At 71.5% G+C, this 23,813-nt stretch carries 20 protein-coding genes; 4 read left to right on the forward strand and 16 right to left on the reverse strand.

Features of this window, described 5'->3' with window-relative positions:
• Nucleotides 1-81: 81 nt before the first annotated feature.
• The 16 genes from O3X23_RS19610 to mraZ form a co-directional block, all read right to left on the reverse strand.
• Entirely contained in the window at nucleotides 82-1,266 is a 1,185-nt protein-coding gene (locus O3X23_RS19610; protein ID WP_269272734.1) for a DivIVA domain-containing protein, read from the reverse strand.
• Nucleotides 1,267-1,315: 49 nt separating this feature from the next.
• On the reverse strand, nucleotides 1,316-1,600 hold the full coding sequence (locus O3X23_RS19615) for a YggT family protein (RefSeq protein WP_138356950.1): 285 nt from the start codon (nucleotides 1,598-1,600) through the stop codon (nucleotides 1,316-1,318).
• 62 nt (nucleotides 1,601-1,662) lie between these two features.
• On the reverse strand, nucleotides 1,663-2,259 hold the full coding sequence (locus tag O3X23_RS19620) for a cell division protein SepF (RefSeq protein WP_269272735.1): 597 nt from the start codon (nucleotides 2,257-2,259) through the stop codon (nucleotides 1,663-1,665).
• 64 nt (nucleotides 2,260-2,323) lie between these two features.
• A complete protein-coding gene (locus tag O3X23_RS19625) occupies nucleotides 2,324-3,043 on the reverse strand; it encodes a YggS family pyridoxal phosphate-dependent enzyme (RefSeq protein ID WP_269272865.1) in 720 nt (239 codons plus the stop codon).
• A 228-nt stretch (nucleotides 3,044-3,271) separates the two neighbouring features.
• The gene (gene ftsZ, locus O3X23_RS19630; protein ID WP_269272736.1) at nucleotides 3,272-4,495 is read right to left on the reverse strand and encodes a cell division protein FtsZ; all 1,224 of its coding nucleotides are present in this window, start codon (nucleotides 4,493-4,495) and stop codon (nucleotides 3,272-3,274) included.
• A gap of 249 nt (nucleotides 4,496-4,744) precedes the next feature.
• Nucleotides 4,745-5,527, reverse strand: coding sequence for a cell division protein FtsQ/DivIB (locus O3X23_RS19635; RefSeq protein WP_269272737.1), 783 nt, complete (start codon nucleotides 5,525-5,527; stop codon nucleotides 4,745-4,747).
• 93 nt (nucleotides 5,528-5,620) lie between these two features.
• Nucleotides 5,621-6,715: an undecaprenyldiphospho-muramoylpentapeptide beta-N-acetylglucosaminyltransferase gene (murG, locus tag O3X23_RS19640; protein ID WP_269272738.1), complete on the reverse strand. Its 1,095-nt coding sequence runs from the start codon at nucleotides 6,713-6,715 to the stop codon at nucleotides 5,621-5,623.
• A gap of 6 nt (nucleotides 6,716-6,721) precedes the next feature.
• Entirely contained in the window at nucleotides 6,722-8,113 is a 1,392-nt protein-coding gene (ftsW, locus tag O3X23_RS19645; RefSeq protein ID WP_269272739.1) for a putative lipid II flippase FtsW, read from the reverse strand.
• Between the two features lie 72 nt (nucleotides 8,114-8,185).
• Nucleotides 8,186-9,634, reverse strand: coding sequence for a UDP-N-acetylmuramoyl-L-alanine--D-glutamate ligase (gene murD, locus O3X23_RS19650; protein ID WP_269272866.1), 1,449 nt, complete (start codon nucleotides 9,632-9,634; stop codon nucleotides 8,186-8,188).
• Nucleotides 9,635-9,636: 2 nt separating this feature from the next.
• Nucleotides 9,637-10,701, reverse strand: coding sequence for a phospho-N-acetylmuramoyl-pentapeptide-transferase (gene mraY, locus O3X23_RS19655; RefSeq protein ID WP_138356957.1), 1,065 nt, complete (start codon nucleotides 10,699-10,701; stop codon nucleotides 9,637-9,639).
• A complete protein-coding gene (locus O3X23_RS19660) occupies nucleotides 10,698-12,110 on the reverse strand; it encodes a UDP-N-acetylmuramoyl-tripeptide--D-alanyl-D-alanine ligase (RefSeq protein ID WP_269272740.1) in 1,413 nt (470 codons plus the stop codon). Before O3X23_RS19660 ends, mraY begins: the two co-directional genes overlap by 4 nt.
• Nucleotides 12,107-13,753, reverse strand: coding sequence for a UDP-N-acetylmuramoyl-L-alanyl-D-glutamate--2,6-diaminopimelate ligase (locus O3X23_RS19665; RefSeq protein WP_443047900.1), 1,647 nt, complete (start codon nucleotides 13,751-13,753; stop codon nucleotides 12,107-12,109). The genes O3X23_RS19660 and O3X23_RS19665 overlap by 4 nt, the downstream gene beginning before the upstream one ends.
• Nucleotides 13,750-15,765: a peptidoglycan D,D-transpeptidase FtsI family protein gene (locus O3X23_RS19670; RefSeq protein ID WP_269272741.1), complete on the reverse strand. Its 2,016-nt coding sequence runs from the start codon at nucleotides 15,763-15,765 to the stop codon at nucleotides 13,750-13,752. The genes O3X23_RS19665 and O3X23_RS19670 overlap by 4 nt, the downstream gene beginning before the upstream one ends.
• A 50-nt stretch (nucleotides 15,766-15,815) precedes the next feature.
• Nucleotides 15,816-16,289 carry a hypothetical protein gene (locus tag O3X23_RS19675; RefSeq protein WP_269272742.1) on the reverse strand — a complete coding sequence of 158 codons (474 nt, stop codon included), beginning with the start codon at nucleotides 16,287-16,289 and terminating at the stop codon, nucleotides 15,816-15,818.
• Entirely contained in the window at nucleotides 16,286-17,215 is a 930-nt protein-coding gene (gene rsmH, locus O3X23_RS19680; RefSeq protein WP_443047909.1) for a 16S rRNA (cytosine(1402)-N(4))-methyltransferase RsmH, read from the reverse strand. Before rsmH ends, O3X23_RS19675 begins: the two co-directional genes overlap by 4 nt.
• A gap of 294 nt (nucleotides 17,216-17,509) precedes the next feature.
• The gene (mraZ, locus tag O3X23_RS19685) at nucleotides 17,510-17,941 is read right to left on the reverse strand and encodes a division/cell wall cluster transcriptional repressor MraZ (RefSeq protein ID WP_269272744.1); all 432 of its coding nucleotides are present in this window, start codon (nucleotides 17,939-17,941) and stop codon (nucleotides 17,510-17,512) included.
• Nucleotides 17,942-18,140: 199 nt separating this feature from the next.
• Here mraZ and O3X23_RS19690 point away from each other — a divergent pair, with 199 nt between their 5' ends.
• The 4 genes from O3X23_RS19690 (at nucleotide 18,141) to O3X23_RS19705 (ending at nucleotide 23,709) form a co-directional block, all read left to right on the forward strand.
• Entirely contained in the window at nucleotides 18,141-18,692 is a 552-nt protein-coding gene (locus tag O3X23_RS19690) for a beta-class carbonic anhydrase (RefSeq protein ID WP_269272745.1), read from the forward strand.
• A 147-nt stretch (nucleotides 18,693-18,839) separates the two neighbouring features.
• Nucleotides 18,840-19,886 (forward strand): AAA family ATPase, encoded by a 1,047-nt coding sequence (locus tag O3X23_RS19695; protein ID WP_269272746.1) that lies wholly within the window; start codon nucleotides 18,840-18,842, stop codon nucleotides 19,884-19,886.
• A complete protein-coding gene (locus tag O3X23_RS19700) occupies nucleotides 19,838-21,307 on the forward strand; it encodes a DUF58 domain-containing protein (protein WP_443047902.1) in 1,470 nt (489 codons plus the stop codon). The genes O3X23_RS19695 and O3X23_RS19700 overlap by 49 nt, the downstream gene beginning before the upstream one ends.
• Nucleotides 21,304-23,709 (forward strand): transglutaminase TgpA family protein, encoded by a 2,406-nt coding sequence (locus O3X23_RS19705; protein ID WP_269272748.1) that lies wholly within the window; start codon nucleotides 21,304-21,306, stop codon nucleotides 23,707-23,709. The genes O3X23_RS19700 and O3X23_RS19705 overlap by 4 nt, the downstream gene beginning before the upstream one ends.
• Nucleotides 23,710-23,813 lie beyond the last annotated feature (104 nt).

Genomic DNA, 23,813 nt, shown 5'->3' on the forward strand with positions numbered 1-23,813 from the left:
CCCGGCCCACGAAAACGGGCCGGGCCCCAAGGGAGAAACTCCCCAGGGGCCCGGCCCGTCAGTGCCAAGAGGTACCAGCGACTAGTTATCGTCCTCGTCGATCAGGAAGCCACGCATCGGCGTAGGCGCCTGCTGCAGCGGTTGCGGCCCCTGCGGCCGCACCGGCGCCATCGGCTGGGTCATCGCCGGCGACATCTGCTGCTGGCCCCCGTACGTCGGGTTCGGGCCGCTGTGGCCCATCCCCTGGTTCCCGTACGACTGGTTCTGGCCGCTGTTGTGGCCCATCGCACCGGCACCGGCCGAAGCCATGCCACCGCCCATGGACCCACCCATCGTCCCGCCGCCCATGGAGGGAGCGGGGAGCGACGCGGCGGCCGGAGCACGCGGCGGAGCCAGCGAGTCGTCCGCCTGGGTCTCCAGCTGGCGCAGCTGGCTCTCCAGGTAGGACTTCAGACGGGTCCGGTACTCGCGCTCGAAGCCGCGCAGATCCTCGACCTTGCGCTCCAGCGTGGCGCGGGCGGACTCCAGCGAGCCCATCGCGACGCGGTGCTTTTCCTGCGCGTCCCGCTCCAGGGCGTCAGCCTTGGCACGGGCGTCCCGCTCCAGACCCTCGGCCCGGCTGCGCGCCTCGCCGACGATCTTGTTGGCCTCGGAACGGGCCTCCGCGATCGCCTGGTCGGCGGTCTGCTGCGCCAGCGACAGGACCCTGGCCGCGCTGTCGCCACCGGGCGACTGCTGCTGCATGGGGTGCTGCTGCTGCTGCATCGGATGCTGCTGCTGCATGGGGTGCTGCTGCTGCATGGGGTGCTGCTGGCCCATGTTGTTCTGGCCCATCGGACCCTGGCCCATGTTGTTCTGGCCCATCGGACCCTGACCCATGGGGCCCTGGCCCATCGGACCGGGACCGTGCTGCTGCTGGGCGCTCGGCCCGGCGGGCAGCTGCAGCGCGCCGGACTGCTGCTGGGGCTGCCCCATCTGCTGGGGCGGACCCATCTGTCCCGGCGGCACGGGCTGCGGTCCGGATATGGCCGCGGGGACCGGACGGTCCTGCGATTCCGGCTTGCGCATGCCCTGCTGCTGGTTCTGGGCGGCGGCTCGGGTGGCCGCGGCCAGTTTGGCCCGCAGGTCCTCGTTTTCTCGCAGGAGCCTGGTCAGCTCTCCCTCGACCTCATCGAGGAAGGCGTCGACCTCGTCCTCGTCATAGCCTTCTCGGAGGCGGACGGTCGTGAACTGCTTGTTCCGCACGTCCTCGGGGGTCAGCGGCATCTCTTCACCTCAACGTGATCGTCGACATATCGGGAGTCCGCATCGTTCATCACAGACTCCCGACAACGCGGAGCAGGATGAGCACGATGATCATCAATACGAAGAAGGACAGGTCGAGCGCCACGCCCCCGAGACGCAGCGGCGGAATGAACCGCCGCAGAAGCTTGAGTGGCGGATCGGTGACAGTGTAGGTGGCCTCAAGGACCACCACCATCGGCTTCCCAGGTTGCCACGAGCGCGCGAACTGGAAGACGTAATCCATCACCAACCGGAAGATCAGCACGATCAGGAAGCACATCAGCACGATGTAGAGCACCTGTAGTGCGTAGCTCATCGCGCTTCCCTCTCCCCTGCTCGCCTTCGGCCTGTTGGCCGGATTTCCTCGGTGTGTGGTGCTCAGCTCTGGTTGAAGAACCCGCCCTCAGCGATGCGAGCCTTGTCCTCCGCCGTGACATCGACGTTAGCAGGCGACAGCAGGAACACCTTCTGCGTCACCCGCTCGATGCTGCCGTGCAGGCCGAAGACCAGGCCGGCGGCGAAGTCGACAAGGCGCTTCGCGTCCGTGTCGTCCATCTCCGTCAGATTCATGATCACCGGTGTGCCCTCGCGGAAGTGTTCCCCGATGGTACGGGCTTCGTTGTAGGTACGGGGGTGAAGTGTGGTGATCCGGTACGGCTCACGCTCGGACACGACCTTGGGCATGATCACCGGTGCGTTCTTCTCCATGCTGTGGCGTTCGGGTGTGATGGACGCCACTGGGGCGATCCGCGGTTCGCGGGGTGCGGGCGCATGGACGAGTCGTGCCGGTTCGTCCTGTTGTGGCTGGTGCTGGGCGAGCTGATTGTGCTGATTGTGCTGGTTGCGTGGCCTGTGGTTGCGCTCAGGCTCCGGCTCGGGTTCGAACTCGTCGTCGGGATCGAATCCCGGGCCGTCGTACCCGTCGTCCTCCACGAGGCCGAGGTAGACCGCCATCTTGCGCATCGCGCCGGCCATGCTCTGCGTCCTCTCAGCGGGGAAAGACCATATTTATTGCTGTGGTCCGACTTGGTTGGTGACGTTACCGGAGCCCGGGACGGACTCCGAGTACCGCAGTACCGACGCGTACATGTGTCGCTCCCGCCGCCACCGCCTGCTCCAGGTCGGCGCTCATCCCTGCGGAGACCATCGTGGCAGCCGGATGGGCCGCGCGCAGGCCGGATGAGATTTCCGCCAGCCGATCGAAGGCCGCGCGGGGTTGGCCCCGGTAGGGGCCGTCGAGCGGGGCGACGGTCATCAGCCCGTCGAACCGGAGGCCCGGCGCGCCCGCGATCGCGTCGGCGAGGCCGTCGACGACGTCGGGCGCGACACCGCCCCTGCCGCCCTGGGTCCCTGACTCGGCGTCAAGCGCCACCTGCACCAGGCAGCCCACCTCGCGGCCGCGGGCGACGGCCGCGGCCGACAGCGCGTCGACCAGCCGGAGCCGGTCGACGGAGTGCACGACATCGGCGTAACCGACCACGGAACGGACTTTATTGGTCTGCAACTGGCCCACGAAGTGCCAGGTCAGCGACAGATCAGCACACTCGGCCGCCTTCGGGGCGGCGTCCTGGTCGCGGTTCTCCGCGACCTGCCGAACGCCGAGTTCCGAGAGAAGACGCACATCGCTCGCGGGGTAGGTCTTGGTGACCACGACGAGCGTCACGTCCTTGCGGTCGCGTCCCGCCGCGTCGCACGCGGCGGTGATGCGCTCCTCGACCCGGGCCAGATTCGCGGCCAGTAGGGCCTTGCGGTCCGTCACTGCCTCGCTCACGTTCCTTCATTCGATCTGATGGTATGAACATGGGATATCTCACCCGTAGCCGTACCGAATCGGGCGAGTTGGGCGGAACGCAGCGAACGGCGCTCATCGCGCCCCCCTTTCACGAGGGACGAGATGCGCGCCGTTCACCGAGGGGCTGCACCCAGCACAGCCACTTCACGGACAAGAGGACAAGAAGGTCACTTCACCCCAGGAACTGAGGGAAGGTCACTTCAGGAAGTCGGGAACGTCCAGTTCCTCGGCCGCGGAGTCCTGGTAGGGACGGGCCGGCGGCACGTGAGGCGGGGCGACGGGCGTTGCCGGCACCTCGTTGGACGGACCGGCCGGCTCCGGCTCCTCGGCGCGGACCGGCACACTGCCGAGACCGCTGTAGGAGGTCGGGCGCGGAACCTCGGGCTGGCCGACCCGGGCGGGGGCGGCGGGAGTCTCCTCGCGGGCGCCGTACGCGCCGAGCACCTTGTCGCGGCTGCCCTTGGGCGGCGGCTGGCCGCCGTCGAAGCCGGCCGCGATGACGGTGACCCGGACCTCGTCGCCGAGCGCGTCGTCGATGACCGCGCCGAAGATGATGTTGGCCTCGGGGTGCGCGGCCTCGCTCACCAGCTGGGCCGACTCGTTGATCTCGAACAGGCCGAGGTCGGAGCCGCCGGAGATGGAGAGCAGCACGCCGCGGGCACCGTCGATGGACGCTTCGAGCAGCGGCGAGGAGATGGCCATCTCCGCGGCCGCGACCGCGCGGTCGTCGCCGCGGGCCGAACCGATGCCCATCAGGGCGGAACCCGCTTCGGACATCACCGACTTCACATCGGCGAAGTCCAGGTTGATGAGACCCGGGGTGGTGATCAGGTCGGTGATCCCCTGCACACCCGACAGCAGGACCTGGTCCGCGGACCGGAACGCGTCGAGCACGCTGACCTGGCGGTCCGAGATGGACAGCAGCCGGTCGTTGGGGATGACGATGAGGGTGTCGACATTGTCGCGGAGACCGGCAATGCCGTCCTCGGCCTGGTTTGCGCGGCGGCGTCCTTCGAAGGTGAAGGGCCGGGTGACCACACCGATCGTCAGAGCGCCCAGCGAGCGGGCGATGTTGGCGACCACGGGCGCGCCGCCGGTGCCGGTGCCGCCGCCCTCGCCCGCCGTGACGAAGACCATGTCGGCGCCCTTGAGCACCTCTTCGATCTCTTCACGGTGGTCCTCGGCGGCCTTGCGGCCGACATCGGGGTTCGCGCCGGCGCCGAGGCCGCGGGTGAGTTCGCGGCCGACGTCGAGCTTGACGTCGGCGTCGCTCATCAGGAGGGCCTGCGCATCGGTGTTGATCGCGATGAACTCGACGCCCTTGAGACCGACCTCGATCATCCGGTTGATGGCGTTGACGCCACCGCCGCCGATTCCGACGACCTTGATGACTGCGAGGTAGTTCTGCGGTGCTGCCACGTCGAAGGCCTCTCGCCTCGAGTTACGTATGCCTGTGGGACGGTCGGTACGCTCGCCGGTGCTGCCCCGAACCCTAACGCTGAGGTTTAGGGTTACCAGTATGCCTGTCCCATGCGTTCCTTGGGACAGGACACTAAGTCGACAAGCGGTGTGCGTTCAACGAACACGCCGAACCTCCCGTTTTTCTTTTGACCCTATGTGATCACGGCCCGGTCGGGCGAACCAGGGGGCGAACCGGGATACCCGGCGTCAACTTCCCGATGCCGCGGGGGCGCTGGGAGCGCTTACATCGAATCTGTTCGCGTTTTTCGCCGCCTTCATCAGAGCGGTCAGCACCGCCGCCTTCCGCGATCCGTCTTCGGCACTCCCCCACACCACCGTCCGACCGCCGGACAGTTCGACGATGACGCTGTCATAGGACCGCATCCTGATGACGCGGGCATCCTTGCGGACGGAATCGGGGAGCTTCGCGGAGACTTCGACGGCGGCCCGCAGCATGGCCTTTGTTCCGAAGTGCAGAAGGCTCGGAGACTGATCCGCGGTCAATTCCACGAGAGGCGCGCCGGCGGGCGCGGTGACGACGGTGGCGAAACGTACGCCTTCCGCGTCCACTTCGATGAACTTCCCGCCGCTTTTGAGTACCGCGGAAGGCGTTCTCTCGGTCACTTTCAGATCGATGGTGTGCGGCCAGTCGCGTTCGACGGTCACCTCGCGGATCCGCGGCAGGGCGGCGAGCAGCCGGCGCTCGACAGCGCCGGTGTCGACCGAGGCGAGCGGACCCCGGAGCGGTACGCCCGCGGCGGCGCGGACCTCTTCGGCGGTCAGCACGTCGGTGCCGCTGACCGTGACGCGCTCGGCCCGCAGCCACGACGAGCCGTAGACCAGCCAGGTCCCGGCGGCGGCCGACAGCGTCACGAGGACGAGCAGGATCAGCACGGCGCGGCGCACGCGCTTGCGGCGGGCGGGGGTGCGCCGCGCGGGGGCGGTCGGCTCCGCCGTCCCGCCGCGCTCGACGGTGGTCGGTCCGGCCATGCGTTCGCCCCTTCCTGCGCCCTGGCCGCCCCCGGAGCGTGACCGGGGGCCGCCCCTGGGCGGGCTTCGTTCTCCAGCCCGCCCAGGGGGCTCCTATCCTGCCCGGCGGGCGGCGATCGCCTCGTACACCATGCCGACCAGCAGGTCGTCGGCGTCGGGGCGGCCGAACTCGGCGGCGTGGCGGGACATCTCGTACAACCGGTGCGGATCGGTCAGCACCGGGAGCACGTTGCCGATGACCCAGTCCGGGGTCACCTCCGCGTCGTCCACCAGCAGCCCGCCGCCGGCCTTGACCAGCGGCTGCGCGTTGAGGCGCTGTTCGCCGTTGCCGATGGGCAGCGGGACGTAGGCGGCCGGGAGGCCGACCGCGGACAGCTCGGCGACCGTCATCGCGCCGGCCCGGCAGAGCATCATGTCGGCCGCCGCGTAGGCCAGATCCATCCGGTCGATGTACGGAACCGGCCGGTAGGGCGGCATTCCGGGCATGTTGTCGGCGATCGGCAGTTCGTTCTTCGGGCCGACGGCGTGCAGGATCTGGACGCCGGACTGCTGCAGCCGCGAGGCGACCGTGGCGATCACCTCGTTGAGCCGGCGGGCACCCTGGGAGCCGCCGGACACGAGCAGCGTCGGAAGGTTCTGGTCCAGTCCGAAGTAGGCCCGCGCCTCGGCGCGCACGGCGGCCCGGTCGAGGGTGGCGATCGTCCGGCGCAGCGGGATCCCGATGTAGCGGGCGTTGCGCAGCTTGCTGTCCGGGCTGCTGACGGCCACGCCGTGGGCGTAGCGGGAGCCGATCTTGTTGGCGAGGCCCGGGCGGGCGTTGGCCTCGTGGACGACGATCGGCACGCCGAGGCGCTTGGCGGCGAGGTAGCCGGGCAGTGCGACGTAGCCGCCGAACCCGACGACCACGTCGGCCTTGGTGCGTTCCAGGATCTGCTCGGCGGCCTTGATGGTGCCGCGCAGCCGTCCGGGGACGGTGATCAGTTCGGGCGTGGGGCGTCGTGGCAGCGGAACGGCCGGGATCAGCGCCAGTTCATAGCCGCGCTCCGGGACGAGCCTGGTCTCCAGGCCTTTTTCCGTGCCGAGCGCCGTGATTCCTACGGTCGGATCCTGCCTGCGCAGGGCATCGGCGAGCGCGAGCGCAGGCTCGATGTGGCCGGCGGTCCCCCCGCCGGCGAGTACGACATGCACCGAAATTCACCGCTTCCCGGACGGCCGTCGTTTGACGCACCGTCTCATCGTCCGTGACATCACCCCGGGTCCGCGCACGGCAAGTGCCGCTCGCGCCCCGGGCTCACTCCTCGCGAAGGAAATGAGCAACCCGATCGCGAACATCGTCGGCAGGAGGGCCGAACCTCCGTAGGAGAACAGCGGAAGCGGGACTCCGGCGATCGGCAGCAGGCCGAGCACCGCACCAATGTTGATCACGGCCTGGGCCGTGATCCAGGTTGTCACGCCACCCGCTGCGAACCTGACGAAGGGGTCCTCCGTACGACCGGCCACGCGGATACCCGCATAGCCTAGGGCCGCGAAGAGGGCGAGAACCGACAGCGTCCCCGCGAGACCCAGTTCCTCCCCGGTGACGGCGAAGATGAAGTCGGTGTGCGGCTCGGGCAGTTCGCCCCACTTTTCCATACTCGCGCCCAGTCCGGAACCGAACCAGCCGCCGGAAGCGAGGGCGTAGATCCCGTGCACGGCCTGCCAGCACTGGTCGTTGGCGCCCGGATCGCTGGCCGCGATGCAACCGAGCCGTGACATCCGGTTGGGGCTGGTCTTGATGGCGAGGAACGCGAGGAAGGCGGCGCCGGAAAGCACTCCGACGAACAACCGGGTGGGGGCGCCGGCCAGCCACAGCAGGCCGAAGAGAATCGCGGTGAGGATGATCGCGGTGCCCATGTCGCCGCCGAGCATGATCAGGCCGAGCACCATGAATGTCACGGGCACCAGGGGCACCAGCAGGTGCTTCCACTGGACGAGCAGGTTCCGGTCGCTCTTGCGGGCCAGCAGGTCGGCACCCCACAGGACGAGTGCGAGCTTGCCGAATTCGCTGGGCTGCAGCTGGAAAGGGCCGCCGAGGGAGATCCAGTTGGTATTGCCGTTGACCGACTGCCCTATTCCCGGCACCTGGACCAGGCACATCAGGAAAACGGCACCGAGCAGCAGCGGATACGCGAGCGCGCGGTGCAGCTTGACGGGCATACGGGCCGCGGAGATCAGCAGCGCGGTGCCGATGGCGGCGGCGAGCAACTGCTTGCGGAAGTAGAACGTGGACGGGTAGCCGTAGCGCAGCGCCTGGATCATCGACGCGGAGTAGACCATCACCAGCCCGAGGACGGTGATGAGCAGGCTTCCGCCGAGGATCAGGTAATAAGCGGTCAGCGGGCGGTCCCAGGCCGCCTGGAGGCGGTCGTGGAGCCTGCGTGGGCCCGCCAGGGGTCCGGACGGCCGGGCCCGGACGTCCTTGCGCGGCGGAGCGGGTGCCGCGGGCCTGGCGGGGCCCGCCGCGACGCGCTTGGCGGGCAGCACGCGGGCCGCCCCGTCGCGGGAACGGCGTTCGACGCCGCGGGCGGCGGATCGGTCTGCCGTCATGCGTCCCCTCCAGTGGTGCGGCGCCGGGGATCGGTGACCAGGTGAGGTCGTCAGCGGCGCGGGGACGCCCGGCTACTTGTCGTGTCCCGCGCTCTCGGGTGCCAGGGCCCGTACGGCCTCGGCGAATGCCTCGCCCCGCTTGCCGTAGTCGGTGTACATGTCCATGGAGGCGCAGGCCGGTGCCAGCAGGACCGTGTCACCGGGCCGGGAGAGCTTCCTCGCCGCCCCCACCGCCGCGGACATCGCCCCAGTGTCGGTCCGTTCCAGGTCGGTGACCGGGACCTCGGGGGCGTGTCGCGCGAGTGCTTCACGGATCAGCGCGCGGTCGGCGCCGATCAGCACCACGCCGCGCAGCCGCGGGGCGGACTTGAGGACCAGCTCGTCGAACGTGGCGCCCTTGGCGAGGCCGCCGGCGATCCACACGATGGACTCGTAGGCGGCCAGCGAGGCCTCGGCCGCGTGGGTGTTGGTGGCCTTGGAGTCGTCCACGTAGGCGACCTCGTCGACGGTCTCCACGAGCGCGATGCGGTGGGCGTCGGGCCGGAAGGCGCGCAGCCCGTCGCGTACGGCGGCCGGTTCCACGCCGAAGGCGCGGGCCAGCGCCGCGGCGGCCAGCGCGTTGGCGATGTTGTGCGGGGCGGGCGGGTGGACGTCGGAGACTTCCGCCAGCTCCTGGGCGTTCTTCTGCCGTCCCTCGACGAACGCGCGGTCGAGCAGGATGCCGTCCACCACGCCGAACTGGGACGGGCCCGGGCTGCCGAGGGTGAAGCCGATCGCGCGGGCGCCCTCCTCGACGTCGGCCTCGCGGACCAGCGCCTCGGTCGCCGGGTCGGCGGTGTTGTAGACGCAGGCGACCTGGTTGCCCTCGTAGATCCGGCCCTTGTCGGCGGAGTACGCCGCCATGGAGCCGTGCCAGTCCAGGTGGTCGGGAGCGAGGTTGAGCACGACCGCGGAGTGCGGCCTGACGCTGGGCGCCCAGTGCAGCTGGTAGCTGGAGAGCTCGACGGCCAGGACGTCGTACTGCTCCTCGCCGAGCACGGCGTCCAGGACCGAGACGCCGATGTTGCCGACGGCTGCGGTCCGCAGGCCCGCGGCCTTGAGGATGGAGGCGAGCATCTGGACGGTGGTGGTCTTGCCGTTGGTGCCGGTGACCGCCAGCCAGGGCGCGGGAGTCCTGTTGGCCGCCCCCCGCAATCGCCAGGCCAGCTCCACATCGCCCCACACCTCGACGCCGGCCGCCTCGGCGGCCGCGAAGAGCGGGCTCGTGGGCTTCCAGCCCGGGGCGGTGACGACGAGCGCGGTGCCCTCGGGGAGGGTGTCGCCGTCACCGAGGCGCACGGTGACGCCCAGCTCCCGCAGCCCAGCGGCCTCGGCCTGCGCCCGCTCGCCGTCGCCGCTGTTCACGACGGTGACGACGGCGCCCAGGGCGTGCAGTGCCCGCGCGGCCGGGACGCCGGAGACGCCCAGGCCGGCGACGGTGACGCGGACTCCCGCCAGCTCGGTGGCCGGCGGGTGCGGCACCGTCACGAGGCGGCCACCCAGCCGGCGTAGAACAGGCCGAGGCCGATGGCCATGCACATGCCCTGGATGATCCAGAAGCGGACCACGACCAGGACCTCGCTCCAGCCCTTGAGTTCGAAGTGGTGCTGGAGTGGTGCCATCCGGAAGACCCGCTTGCCGGTGAGCCGGAAGGAGCCGACCTGGATGACCACGGAGAGCGTGATGAGGACGAACAGGCCGCCGAGGATCGCGAGCAGCATCTCGGTGCGCGAGCAGATCGCCAGGCCGGCGAGGGCGCCGCCCAGCGCCAGCGAGCCGGTGTCGCCCATGAAGATCTTGGCCGGTGAGGTGTTCCACCACAGGAAGCCGAAGCACGCGCCCATCAGGGCCGCGGCGACGACCGCCAGGTCGAGTGGGTCCCTGACCTCGTAGCAGGCGCCGTTGGCGCTGAGCGGGGCTCCGCACCACTGGCCGTACTGCCAGACGCCGATGACGGTGTAGGCGGCGAAGACCATCACCGACGCGCCGGTGGCCAGGCCGTCGAGGCCGTCGGTGAGGTTCACGCCGTTGGACATCGCCAGGATCATGAACAGCGCCCAGATGACGAAGATCACCGGCCCTATGGTCCACCCGAAGTCCTGGGTGAACGACAGCTTCGTGGAGGCCGGCGTCTGGCCGCGCGAGTCCGAGAAGTTCAGCGCCAGGACCGCGAACGCGATACCGACGATGAGCTGGCCGCCCAGCTTCGCCTTGGCCCGGAGGCCCAGGCTGCGCTGCTTGACGATCTTGATGTAGTCGTCGAGGAAGCCGACCAGGCCGAGGCCCGCGGTCAGGAAGAGCACCAGCAGACCGGACATGGTCGGCCGCTCGCTGGTGATGACCTTGGTCGCGGCGTAGGCGACCAGGGTCGCCAGGATGAACGAGATGCCGCCCATCGTCGGCGTGCCACGCTTGCTGTGGTGCGCCTTCGGACCGTCGTCGCGGATCATCTGCCCGTAGCCCTTGCGGGCCAGCAGGCGGATCAGCAGCGGGGTGCCGATCAGCGACAGGAAGAGACCGAGCACACCGGATACGAGAATCTGCTTCATCGCGCGGCGACCTCGCCTTCGGTGCCGTCGAGCAGCGCCAGCGCCACGCGCTCCAGACCGACCGACCTAGATGCCTTCACCAGCACGACGTCCCCCGGGCGCAATTCGCTGCGCAGCAGGTCGATCGCCGTCTCCGCGTCGGACACGTGCACCGACTCCTCACCCCACGAACCCTCGTTCTTGGCGCCCATATCCAACCAGGCGGCTTCCAAGCCGCCCACGGCCACGAGCTTGCTGACGTTGAGCCGGACGACCAGTCGCCCGACCGCGTCGTGCTCGGTGAGGGACTCCCCACCGAGTTCGGCCATCTCGCCGAGCACCGCCCACGTACGGCGCCCGCGCCCCATGGCGGCGAGCGCGCGCAGAGCGGCTCTCATGGAGTCGGGGTTCGCGTTGTAGGCGTCGTTGACGACCGTCACGCCGTCGGGCCGCTCGGTGACCTCCATGCGCCAGTGCGACAGGGTTCCCGCGGCGGAGAGCGCGGTGGCGATCTCCTCGACGGGCATGCCCAGTTCACCGGCGACGGCGGCCGCGGCGAGCGCGTTCGACACGTGGTGCTCACCGTACAGGCGCAAGGTCACTTCGGCGCACCCGGTGGGTGTGCGGAGTGTGAAGAGCGCCTGACCTCGGTCGTTGAGCCGGACATTCTCCGCACGGACGTCGGCTTCGGCCGCTTCGCCGAAGAGCACGACGCGGGCCGCGGTGCGCGAGGCCATCGCGCGCACCAGCGGGTCGTCGGCGTTGAGCACCGCCACCCCGCCCTGGTCTGCGGCGGGCAGCGACTCGACGAGTTCGCCCTTCGCGATGGCGGTGCGGTCGCGGCCGCCGAACTCGCCGATGTGCGCGGCCCCGACGTTCAGGACCGCCCCGATCCTCGGCGGCGTCAGCTCCGTCAGGTACCGGATGTGGCCGATGCCGCGGGCACCCATCTCCAGCACCAGGTGCCGGGTGGACTCGTCGGCGCGCAGCGCGGTGAGCGGGAGCCCGATCTCGTTGTTCAGCGAGCCGGGCGTCCACACGGTGGGCGCGTGCCGTTCCAGCAGTTGGGCCATCAGGTCCTTGGTGCTGGTCTTGCCCGCGGAACCGGTGAGGGCGACGGTGGTCGCGCCGAGCCGCGCGATGACGGTCCTGGCGAGCGCGCCGAGCGCGGCGACCACGTCGTCGACGACGATCGCGGGCACGCCGACGGGGCGGGAGGCGAGTACCGCCACCGCTCCGTCCTTCACGGCGCCCACCGCGTAGTCGTGGCCGTCCACGCGCTCCCCGGCGAAGGCGGCGAACAGCGCGCCGGGCACCACCTCGCGGGAGTCGATGACCACGGGGCCCGTCACGCGCGTCCCTGGTTCCGGTATGTCGTGCATGCTCCCGCCGACCGCGTCAGCGACCTCGGCGAGGGTGAGTGGGATCACAGCTGTTCCTGGTCCTTCTCGATGGCGGCGCGCAGTACTTCCCGGTCGTCGAAGGGGCGTACCACTCCGGCGATGTCCTGGCCCTGTTCGTGGCCCTTGCCCGCGACCAGCACGATGTCGCCGGGCTCGGCGCGGGCTACCGCGATGGCGATGGCGGCGGCCCGGTCGGGCTCGACGATGACGTGTCCGCGTTCGTGGGCGGGTACTTCGGCTGCTCCGTTCAGCATCGCGGCGAGGATCCCGAGCGGGTCCTCGGAGCGCGGGTTGTCGGATGTCAGCACGGCGGTGTCGGCGAGCCTCGCGCAAGCGGCGCCCATCGGGCCGCGCTTGAGCTGGTCGCGGTCGCCGCCGCAGCCGAGCACGGCGTGGATGCGGCCCGCGGTGGTCTTGCGCAGGGCGCGCAGCACGGACTCGACGGCGTCGGTCTTGTGGGCGTAGTCCACGACCGCGAGGTACGGCTGGCCCGCGTCGACGCCCTCCAGCCGGCCGGGGACCCCGGGGACGGCGGCGACGCCGTCCGCGGCGGTCTGCGGGTCCACTCCCGCGATCACCAGCGCGGTGATCGCGGCGAGGGTGTTGGCGACGTTGAACGGGCCGGGCAGCGGAGCGGCGGCCCGCGCCGTCTCGCCCTTGGGCCCGGTGACGGTGAAGGTGCTGCCCAGCGAGCCGGTCTCGACGTCGGTGGCGCGCCAGTCGGCGTCCAGATCCCCCTCGGCGGAGAACGTGGTGATGGGCACCCCGGCCTCGGCGACGAGCCGGCGGCCGTAGGCGTCGTCCAGGTTGACGACGCCGACCCGGCTGCGCTGCGGCGTGAACAGCCGCGCCTTCGCCTGGAAGTAGTCCTCCATGTCCGAGTGGAATTCCATGTGCTCGGGGCTGAGGTTGTTGAAGACCGCCACGTCGAAGACGGCGCCGTCCACCCGGCCGAGCACCAGCGCGTGGCTGGAGACCTCCATGACGACCGAGCGGACGCCCCGCTCGTGCATGACGGCGAAGAGCGCCTGAAGGTCGGTGGCCTCGGGGGTGGTGCGCTCGCTCTTGATCCGCTCGTCGCCGATCCGCGACTCGACGGTGCCGATGAGGCCGGTGGCCTTGCCGTGGACCGCCTGCAGGCCGCCCTCGATGAGGTACGCGGTGGTGGTCTTGCCCGACGTTCCGGTGATGCCGATCTGCAGCAGCTCCTCGCCCGGTTCGTCGTAGATCCAGGCGGCCAGCGCGCCCATCCGGGAGCGCGGGTCGGCCACGGTCAGCACCGGCAGGCCGGTGGCCGCGGCGCGCTCGGCGCCCGCCGGGTCGGTGAGGATCGCGACGGCCCCCAGGTCCGCGGCCTGGGCGGCGAAGTCGGCGCCGTGGAAGCGGGCGCCGGGCAGCGCCGCGTAGACGTCTCCGGGGCGGACCGCCCGCGAGTCGTGGGTGATGCCAGTGGCGGGGGCACCGTCCGCGGGCGGTTCCGCGTCCAGCCGCGCGGCCAGTTCGGCCGGCGCTTTGGGTCGGACTGCGGACGGGCGGGGCGCACCCGGCTGTTTGAGGGGGGACTGATCAGCATTTGGCACGGCGGTGAGGTTACCGGGCCGGGCCCGCTCGGAGCCAAAGGACCCCCGGCCCCGGCCGGGGCGGTCGCCGTCGGATGTGATCGTTGTCACCTCTTCGTTGGGTCGAACTCGACGGGCAGGTGCGGTGCCTCCGTGCCGGAGGGCGCGGCCTGCAGGGATTTGAGGGCGAATTCCATGACCTGCTTGAAGACCGGGCCGCAGATCTGCCCGCCGAAGTAGCTGCCGCTGGTCGGGTTCTGGATCACGCAGGAGACGGTGACCCGCGGGTCGTCGGCGGGTGCGAAACCGAGGAAGGAGGCGGTGTAGCCCTTGTAGCGGCCGGTGGCCGGGTCCACCCGGTTGGCCGTGCCGGTCTTGCCCGCGACCCGGTATCCGGCGATGCGCGCCTTGTTCCCGGTGCCCTGCTCGTCGCCGACCACGGACTCGAGCATGGTCGCGAGCGTCTTGGCGGTCTTCTCGGTGACCACCCGGGACGTCCTGGGCGCCTCCGACGGCACGAAGCGGCCGTCGGGTCCGGTGATGCCGCGGATCAGGCTGGGCTGCACGCGCACGCCGCCGTTGGCGACCGTCGAGTAGACGGAGGTGGCCTGCAGGGCGTTGAGCGACAGGCCCTGGCCGAACGGGATCGTGAACTGCTGGGAGGCGTTCCACTTCTGCGGCTTGGCCAGGATCCCGCGGGTCTCGCCGGGGAAGCCGAGCCCGGTGGGGTCGCCGATCCCGAACCTCTTCAGGTACGAGTACAGCACCGCGTTCGCCTGCGCCTGGGTCGTGCCGAGCTGGCCGGTCGCCAGGATCGTGCCGATGTTGCTGGACTTGGCGAGCACCCCGTTGAGAGTCAGCGACCACGTGCCGTGGTCCACGTCGTCGTGGAAGACCCGGTCGGCCCGCGGCAGGGTGCCGGGGACCGTGACGTGGGTGTCCGGGGTCGCGACGCCCTGGTCGAGGACGGCGGCCATCGACATCAGCTTGCTGACACTGCCGGGCTCGTAGGCGTCCTGGAGGGCGGCGTTGCCCAGGGAGCCGGTGCCGGCGTGCGCGAGGTCGTTCGGGTCGTAGCCGGGGGCGTTGGCCATCGCGAGGATCTCGCCGGTGCGGGTGTCCTGGACGATGACGTAGCCGCGGTCCGCCCTGGACTTCTGTACCTGTGCGGTGATGGCGCTCTGCGCCGCCCACTGGATGTCGCGGTCGATGGTCAGCTGCACGTCCGAGCCGGGCACGGCGGGGTGCTCCTGGATGCCGGCGGTCGGGACCTGCCGGCCGCTGGACTGGGCGTAGCGGATCCTGCCGGCCTCGCCTGCCAGCTCCTGGTTGAGCATCGCCTCGAGGCCGCCGCCGCCGGTGCCCTCGCCGTTGACGAAGCCGATCACCCCGGCCGCGAGGTCGCCGCCGGGGTAGACCCGTTTGGTGTGCGGATCGCTGAAGACCCCGGCCAGCACGTTGGCGGTGCCCCTGTTCTTGGCGGCCTTGTCGTTCAGCGCCCGCTTGAGGTCCTTGATCTGGTTCCAGACCTGCGGGGACTGCTGCCGGGCGATGACCTGGTAGCGGGAGTTCGGGGTGGCCAGCTTCTTCGTGATGGTCCTGGCGTCGCCGCCGACGATCGGCGCGAGCAGCTCGGCCGCCTGTGCGGGCGCGTCCGCGGTCTTCGTCTGGGCGGAGGTGAACAGGAACGGGTCCGCGGTGATGTCGTACGCGTCGACGGTCGTCGCCAGGTCGGTGCCCGACCGGTCGGTGATGGTCCCCCGGTCGGCGGCGACGGTGTGCGTGACCCAGCGGTTGACGTCCGCCTTGGCCGCGTACGCGGGCGCGTCGACGGCCTGCACCTGCAGCAGCCGGACGACGAACGCGAGCATCACCAGCGTCAGCGCGACGCTGACCAGCCGCAGCCGCGGCTTGGGCCGGCCCAGCCGCAGCGGGACCGAGGGGCGCGGCGGGCGCGGGCGGCGGGCGGCGGGCCCGCGGTTCTCGCCCGGGGCGGGGCGGAACGGCCTCCTGGTGCCCTGCGACCGCTGCGAGCCCTGTCCCGCCGCTCCCGGCGCGGCGGCCTTCCGGGGCCCCGCGGGGCCCGGCAGCCGTCCGCGCTGCGGGCGCCTCGGCTCACTCACGCGCACCGTCCCCCGGAGCGGCGCGCAGGATGCGAGGAGTGGTCACGAGGTCACCTGCCGGTGGTCTGGGAAGTCGGGGAGCCGCCGGGGGTCCGCGCGAAGGCGCCGCCGGACGGCTTCGTGGCGGGCGCGGCGGGGGTGGTGGGGGCGCTGCTGGACGGCTTGCCCAGCGGTTCCTGGGTACGGACGGGTGACGGGGAGGGCGCGGCCTCGGCCTCGGTGGGGTCGCCGCGCACGGTGCCGTCCGGGTTCAGGAAGGCGGGGTTGCCACCGGGCACCATGCCCAGCTCGCGGGCGCGCCGGTTCAGCGCGTCGGGCGCCTTGTACCGGTCCACGTCCTGCTGGAGCGCCTGCTCCTCGTCGGTGTACGTGGTGGTGTCCTTCTGCAGCCGGTTCAGCTCGAAGGAGTCCTGGTTGACGGCCCCGTTCAGCAGGAGCAGCGAGATGAGGCCGCCGGCCAGCAGTGCCACCACCAGCAGGACGAAGGGCGCGCGGGCCGCCGTGGCCGACCGGGCCGGTGTCACAGCGCCTCCTCGCGGATCCGCTCCGCGCCGCGCAGCCGGGCGGGGGCGGCGCGCTTGTTCTCCGCGATCTCCTGCTCGGTGGGCAGCTCCGCACCGCGGGTGAGCAGCTTCAGCCGGGGCTGGTACTGCTCGGGCACCACGGGCAGGCCGGGCGGGGCGGTGTTGGCGGCGCCCGCCGCGAACGCCTGCTTGACGATGCGGTCCTCCAGCGACTGGTACGACAGCACGGCGATCCGGCCGCCGACCGTGAGGGCGCCGAGCGCCGCGGGGATGGCGCCCTCGACGGCGGCGAGCTCGGCGTTGACCTCGATGCGCAGCGCCTGGAAGGTGCGCTTGGCGGGGTTGCCGCCGGTGCGCTTGGCCGCCTGCGGGAGCACCTCGCGGATGAGGTCGACGAGCCGCGCGCTGTTGGTGAACGGTTCCTTCACCCGCTGCTTGACGACCGCGTCGACGATCTTCCTGGCGAACTTCTCCTCGCCGTAGTTGCGCAGGATCCGCACCAGGTCGCCCGGCGGGTAGGTGTTGAGCACCTCGGCGGCGCTGATGCCGGTCGTCTGGTCCATCCGCATGTCGAGCGGGGCGTCCTGCGCGTAGGCGAAGCCGCGGTCCGCCTCGTCCAGTTGCATGGACGACACCCCGAGGTCGAACAGCACGCCCTGGACCCTGGGGATGCCGAGCCGGGCGAGGACGTCCGCCAGCTCGTCGTAGACGGCGTGCACGAGCGTGGCCCGGTCGCCGAACGGCGCCAGGCGCTCGGCGGAGAGCTTGAGCGCGGCGGGGTCGCGGTCGATGGCGACCAGCCGGGCCGCGGGGAACGTCGTCAGCAGCGCCTCGCTGTGGCCGCCGAGCCCCAGCGTCGCGTCCACGACCACGGCACCCGGTTCGGCCAGTGCGGGGGCCAGCAGGTCCAGGCAGCGGCGCAGCATCACGGGGACGTGCTTCGCGGGGGCCGGGCCGGATCCGGTGGACGAGGTGGCGGGCTCGGTGGTGGTGGGGTCCGCGGGGGCGCCATGCGGCTCGGACTGCGGGGCGGGGACGGCGCTCATGGGGCCCTTCTCGGTTCTTCGGTTCTTCGACTTCTTCGACATATGGCCTGGTCCCCGCCCGCTCGGGAGGGAAGTGGCCCTCTGGCGCCGGGGAAGTAGTGCCAGTGGAGCCGGAGAGCGGGAGGAGGCCGAGCCATACGTACACCGTGGTGACACTGCGAGTGGGGGCCGGTGTCACAGTAATCCGGTCGGAACCTCCTCCGACAGGGCCGAAAAGGTGTCTTCCTGCGCCGCCAGGTAGCGGTCCCAGGCCGTGGCCGACCACACCTCGACCCGGGTGTTGGCGCCGATGACCGCACAGTCGCGGTCCAGTCCGGCGTACTCCCGCAGCGGCTGCGGGACGTGGATCCGGCCCTGCTTGTCAGGCACCTCGTCGGTGGCTCCGGCGAACAGCACCCGCATGTAGTCCCTCGCGGGCTTGGACGTCAGCGGCGCCCGGCGCAGTTCCTCGGTGACGGCCTGGAATCCGCGCAGCGGCCATACGTAAAGGCAGCGCTCCTGGCCCTTGGTGATCACCAGGCCCGGCGCGAGCTGCTCCCGGAACTTCGCGGGCAGGACCAGGCGGCTCTTGTCGTCGAGTCGCGGCGCGTACGTTCCGAGGAACACCGAACCTCCCGCAGAGGACCCCATTTCGCGCCACTTTACTCCACTGCGTTCCACCGTCAACGCAATCGGCGGCCCGCGCGCCTCGCCCCGCCGGGAGGGCCACGAAGCCTGTGGGTTACCTCACACAGCGGGCAATTGACCGAGTTTTTCCCGCCCCTACAGCAGGTGGGACCGGCCCGGGCCCTTTAACGTCATTCACATGTCGATATCCGCAGCCCAGCCATCAGGACCCGGTTCCGCGACCGATTCCGGGTCCGACTCCGTCATCGACCGGCTCCTGAGCGCCAACGAGCGCTACGCGGGCGCCTTCCACGATCCCGGCATGGACGCCCAGCCGGTCCTCGGCGTGGCCGTCGTCGCCTGCATGGACGCCCGCATCGATCTGCACGCCGCGCTGGGCCTCCGCCTGGGCGACTGCCACACCATCCGCAACGCGGGCGGGGTCGTCACCGACGACACCATCCGCTCGCTGACCATCAGCCAGCGGGCACTCGGCACCCGCTCGGTGGTCCTCATCCACCACACGGGCTGCGGCCTGCAGAGCATCACGGAGGACTTCAGGAACGAACTGGAGCACGAGGTCGGCCAGCGCCCGACCTGGGCCGTCGAGGCGTTCAGCGACATCGACCAGGACGTGCGCCAGTCGATGACGCGGGTGCGTACCTCCCCGTTCCTGGCCCATAAGGACGATGTACGAGGTTTTGTCTTCGACGTCCACACCGGTCTGCTGCGGGAAATCACGGCCCAGTAACGGCAGGCGAGTGACGCGGGGCGCCGTTCGAGGGAACAATGCATCGTGCGGCACCCCCTCACCCGCCAGGGCGTGTGGTGCACCGCATTCGGGGAGGGGCCGGTCCGTGGTTGGCCGCGCCCCTATGAACAGGCCGAGGAGAACCGGGTGACGACCTATGACGCGCGAGCAAGCCTCAGCGATCTGACCACGACGGCGGAGCGGGTGCGCAGGTCCGTGGAGAACGTGATCGAGGGCAAGCCCGAGGTCGTACGGCTCTCGCTGACCGTGATGCTGGCAGAGGGGCACCTCCTCATCGAGGATGTGCCGGGGGTCGGGAAGACGATGCTGGCGAAGGCGCTCGCGCGGTCCATCGACTGCTCGGTGCGGCGTATCCAGTTCACGCCCGACCTGCTGCCCTCCGACATCACCGGAGTGAGCGTCTTCGACCAGCAGCGGCGGGACTTCGAGTTCAAGCCGGGGGCGATCTTCGCGCAGATCGTGGTGGGCGACGAGATCAACCGCGCCTCGCCGAAGACGCAGTCGGCGCTGCTGGAGTCGATGGAGGAGCGCCAGGTCACCGTCGACGGCACCACGTACGAGCTGCCCAACCCCTTCATGGTCATCGCCACCCAGAACCCGGTGGAGATGGAGGGCACCTATCCGCTGCCCGAGGCGCAGCGCGACCGCTTCATGGCCCGGGTGTCGATCGGCTACCCGAGTCCGGAGGCCGAACTGCAGATGCTCGACGTGCACGGCGGCACGCCGCCGCTGGACGACCTGCAGCCGGTCGCGCACGCCCACGAAATCGTGAAGCTGATCGAGGCGGTGCGGACGGTACACGTGTCGGACCCCGTGCGGCGCTACGCCGTGGCGCTGGTCGGTGCCACCCGCCACCACGCGGACCTGCGGCTCGGCGCCTCGCCGCGCGCGACCCTGCACCTGGTGCGGGCGGCCCGTGCCTCGGCGGCGCTGGACGGTCGGGACTTCGTCCTGCCGGACGACGTCCAGGCGCTCGCCCCGGCGGTGCTGGCGCACCGGTTGCTGCCGACCGCGCAGGCGCAGCTGAACCGGCGGACGCCCGAGCAGGTCGTGGCGGAGATCCTCCAGCGCACGCCCGTCCCGGACCCGTCGGCTTCCGCTGCGGCTTCGGCTTCCGCACAGCAATGGCGGCAGGCGCAGAGCGACCGGCCGCCCGGCGTCCGGGGCTTGTGATGTCCGCCGACCCGCAGGCCGCGGGAGGTTTCCGTACGGCGCTGTCGGGGCTGACCACGCGCGGACGGTCCTTCTTCGCGGCGGGGGTCGCGGCGGCCGTCTGCGCCTACGTACTGGGCCAGCCCGACCTGCTGCGGGTCGGGCTGCTGCTGGCAGTGCTGCCGCTGGTCTGCGTCGCGGTGCTGTACCGCACCCGCTACCGGGTGGCGGGCAGCCGGCGGCTCGCGCCGTCCCGGGTGCCCGCGATGTCCGAGGCGCGGGTGCACCTGCGCGTCGACAACGTCTCGCGCATCCCCACCGGGCTGCTGATGCTGCAGGACCGGGTGCCGTACGTGCTCGGGCCGCGGCCGCGCTTCGTGCTGGACCGGGTGGAGCCGGGCGGCCACCGCGAGGTGTCCTACCGGGTCCGCTCCGACCTGCGCGGGCGCTACCCGCTGGGGCCGCTGCAGCTGCGGCTGACGGACCCCTTCGGCATGTGCGAGCTGACCCGCTCGTTCAGCGCGTACGACACCCTGACGGTGGTGCCCCGGGTGGAGCCGCTGCCCGCGGTCCGGCTCGCGGGCGAGGCGTCCGGCTACGGCGACAGCCGCACCCGCTCGCTGTCGCTGGCCGGCGAGGACGACGCGATCCCGCGCGGCTATCGGCACGGCGACGACCTGCGGCGGGTGCACTGGCGCTCCACCGCGAAGTACGGCGAGCTGATGGTGCGGCGCGAGGAGCAGCCGCACAAGGCCCGCTGCACCGTGCTCGTGGACACCCGGCGGCTCGCCTTCTACGGCGCCGGCCCCGATTCCGCCTTCGAGTGGGCGGTCTCCGGCGCGGCGTCGGTCTCGACGCACATGCTGGAGCGCGGCTACTCGGTACGGCTGCTGACCGACACCGGCAGCAGCGTTCCGGGCCCCGAGGGCGGCTTCGGCGGCGACTCCTCCGACACCGCCGGGGTGCTGCTCGACACGCTCGCGGTGGTCGAGCACTCCGACGGCGGCGGCTTCTCCCGCGCCCATGACGTCCTGCGGGTCGGCAGCGAGGGCCTGCTGGTGGCCTTCCTCGGCGATCTGGACGAGGAGCAGGCGACGATCGTCGGACGGATGCGCCGGCGGGCCGGCGGCGCGGTGGCGTTCGTCCTGGACAGTTCCGCGTGGGCGTCACGTGACGCCGTGGACGCGTACCCCGACGTGTCGCCGGCCGGTTCGGGTCCCGCGTCCGATCCCGGTTGCCCCGGCGGTCCTGCCGCCGGTTCCGGCGAGAGCGGCGACGACGCGCCCGGGACGGCCGGGGACGCCGGAGTCCGGCGGGCCGTGCGGATGCTGCGCGAGGCCGGCTGGACGGTACTTCCGGTGCCGCCGGGCGAGGGCCTGCCCACCCTGTGGCAGCTCGCCGACCGGTACCGCACACGCGAAGAGGCGGGAGCGGGCTCATGAGCGGACGCGCACGGCTGACGGTCTGCGCCGCGGCGGCGTCGATCATGGCGGCCTGCTCCCTGCTGCCGCTGGCCACCCCGACCGGCTGGATCCTCCAGGCGGCCTTCCTGGTCACGCTCCAGTCCTGCGTGGGCGCGCTCGCCCGGCGGGTGCCGCTGGCCAGGCCGCTGACCATTCTGGCGCAGGCCCTGGTCAGCCTGCTGATACTGACCCTGATGTTCGTCTCGAAGCAGGCGGTGGGCGGCATCCTGCCCGGCCCCAGGGCCTTCGTGGCGCTCGGCGACCGGCTCGGCGACGGTCTGCGGGACGTCAGCCAGTTCGCCATCCCCGCCCCGGTGACCCCGGGCATCCGGCTGCTCCTGGTCGCCGGTGTGCTGGCGATCGCGCTGGCCGTGGACGCGCTGGCGGTGACGTACGGCAGTGCCGCTCCGGCCGGGCTGCCGCTGCTCGCGCTGTACTCCGTCGCCTCCGGCCTCGCGGGCAGCGGCAGCCGCTGGCTGTGGTTCCTGATCGCGGCGGCCGGATACCTGCTGCTGCTCCTCGCGGAGGGCCGGGACCGGCTGTCGCGCTGGGGCCGGGTCTTCGGCGGCGGTCCCCCGTCCACCGGCTGGGCGGGCGCTTCGGCGACCCGGTCCGAGGGCTCGGTCGTGGCGCCGGTCCGCACCGGCCGCCGGATCGGGGCGATGGCCCTGGGCATCGCGCTGATCGCCCCCGCGGTGCTGCCCTCGCTGGGCAGCGGGCTGCTCGACCCGTCGGGCAACGGGACGGGCCCCGGCTTCGGCGGCGGCACCTCCTCGTCGGTCAACCCGGTGGTGGCGCTGCAGGACAACCTCAACCAGCCGACCAACCGCGAGGTCCTGACCTACCGCACGAACGCGCCCAGCACGTCGGACATGTATCTGCGCATCGTCGCCCTCGACAAGTTCGACGGCACGCAGTGGCGTTCCTCGGAGCGCCCGGTGACCGAGATCCCCGAGGTGTTCCCGCTGCCGACCGGGCTCGGCCCCGAGGTGAAGGCGAGCGAGATCAGCACGTCGGTCGCCGCGGACGGCAACTACTCGCAGAGCTGGCTGCCGCTCCCCTACCCCGTCCAGAAGCTGACGGTCAACGGCCGCTGGCGGTTCGACAAGGAGGGCCGCACGGTCGTCGGTGACCGCAAGCAGACGACCAAGGGCGTGAAGTACAGGGTCGTCAGCCTGCTGGTGCAGCCGACGGCCACCCAGCTGGCCACGGCCCCCGAACCGGCCACCGCGTTCAAGGAGGAGTACACCCAGGTCCCCGACACCCTGCCGGAGGTGGTGCGCAGGACCGCGCTGGACGTGACGCGCGGTGCGGCGAACCCGTACGAGCAGGCCGTGGCCCTGCAGAAGTACTTCCACTCCGGGGACTTCCGGTACAGCACACAGGTCCGGTCGGGTACCGGGGTCGACGCGATCGCCAACTTCCTCCGCGACAAGCAGGGGTTCTGCGTCCACTTCGCCTTCTCCATGGCGGCGATGGCCCGCAGCCTGCACATCCCGGCCCGCGTCGCGGTGGGTTTCGCGCCCGGCAACGGGCCACGGTCCGACGGCAGCGTGTCGGTGGGCCTCCAGGACGCGCACGCCTGGCCGGAGCTGTACTTCGAGGGCGTCGGCTGGACCCGCTTCGAGCCCACGCCGTCGCGTGGCACGGCCCCCAGCTACACGGCGGACCAGGTGCCGAACCCCGGCGGGGGGCCGGCCGTGCCGGAGCCCGACCGGTCTGCGGCGCCGAGCGTCGGCGCCTCGGCATCGGCGAGCTGCTCGGTGAAGGACAAGGCGCTGGGCGACTGCACCCCGCTCGGCCAGGACACCGGCGGCGGACCGGCCGACACCGGGATCAGCGCCGGCCGGCTGGCCGGCATCGCCCTGCTGGCGGTGCTGGTGATCGGGGTGCCGCTGGTGCCGATGCTGTGGCGCCGCCGTGAGCGGTCCCGGCGGCTGGGCGGCGGCCACGGCCTGGCGGAGGGCGCCAGGACGCTCGCGGCCTGGCGGGAGCTGGTCGACACCGCGTGGGACTACGGGATTCCGCCCGACGACTCCGAGACACCGCGCCGGGCGACCGCCCGGCTGGTGCGGGAGGGTGAGCTCGACGAGGCGGCGGCGCGGGCCGCCGGACAGGTCGCGGCCGCCGTGGAGCAGGTGCTGTACTCGCCCAGGCCGCGGCCGGTGGCCGGACTGGCGGCGGATGTGCGCCAGGTACGCGCCGGGCTGCACCGGGCGGCCGGGCGGCGTGGGCGGCTGCGCGCGGTTCTGCTGCCGCGTTCGGCCGCACGGGTGATCTGGCAGCTGTCGGAGCAGTGGTCGGTGACGACCCGGCGCTGGTCCGCGGCCGTCCGGCGGGCCACCGACGCGGTGCGGCGGCCCTCGCGGCAGGCGTCCTAGGTCGTGTCTGACAAATAGCGGCGTCCGCCCGGAGGGCGGGGCCCGGGGCGTCTGGTGCGTGCGATCGCAAGACGGAGGGTCGTCCTCGTACCGGGGTACGTGGA

It is taken from the genome of Streptomyces sp. H39-S7, from assembly GCF_027158205.1.
Classification (GTDB): Bacteria; Actinomycetota; Actinomycetes; order Streptomycetales; family Streptomycetaceae; genus Actinacidiphila.

Coding starts and splice junctions, on each gene's coding strand:
- O3X23_RS19610 (WP_269272734.1), bottom strand. CDS start 1,266: ATGCCGCTGACCCCCGAGGACGTGCGGAACAAGCAGTTCACGACCGTC.
- O3X23_RS19615 (WP_138356950.1), bottom strand. CDS start 1,600: ATGAGCTACGCACTACAGGTGCTCTACATCGTGCTGATGTGCTTCCTG.
- O3X23_RS19620 (WP_269272735.1), bottom strand. CDS start 2,259: ATGGCCGGCGCGATGCGCAAGATGGCGGTCTACCTCGGCCTCGTGGAG.
- O3X23_RS19635 (WP_269272737.1), bottom strand. CDS start 5,527: ATGGCCGGACCGACCACCGTCGAGCGCGGCGGGACGGCGGAGCCGACC.
- ftsW (WP_269272739.1), bottom strand. CDS start 8,113: ATGACGGCAGACCGATCCGCCGCCCGCGGCGTCGAACGCCGTTCCCGC.
- mraY (WP_138356957.1), bottom strand. CDS start 10,701: ATGAAGCAGATTCTCGTATCCGGTGTGCTCGGTCTCTTCCTGTCGCTG.
- rsmH (WP_443047909.1), bottom strand. CDS start 17,215: ATGCTGCGCCGCTGCCTGGACCTGCTGGCCCCCGCACTGGCCGAACCG.
- O3X23_RS19690 (WP_269272745.1), top strand. CDS start 18,141: ATGTCGATATCCGCAGCCCAGCCATCAGGACCCGGTTCCGCGACCGAT.
- O3X23_RS19700 (WP_443047902.1), top strand. CDS start 19,838: ATGGCGGCAGGCGCAGAGCGACCGGCCGCCCGGCGTCCGGGGCTTGTG.
- O3X23_RS19705 (WP_269272748.1), top strand. CDS start 21,304: ATGAGCGGACGCGCACGGCTGACGGTCTGCGCCGCGGCGGCGTCGATC.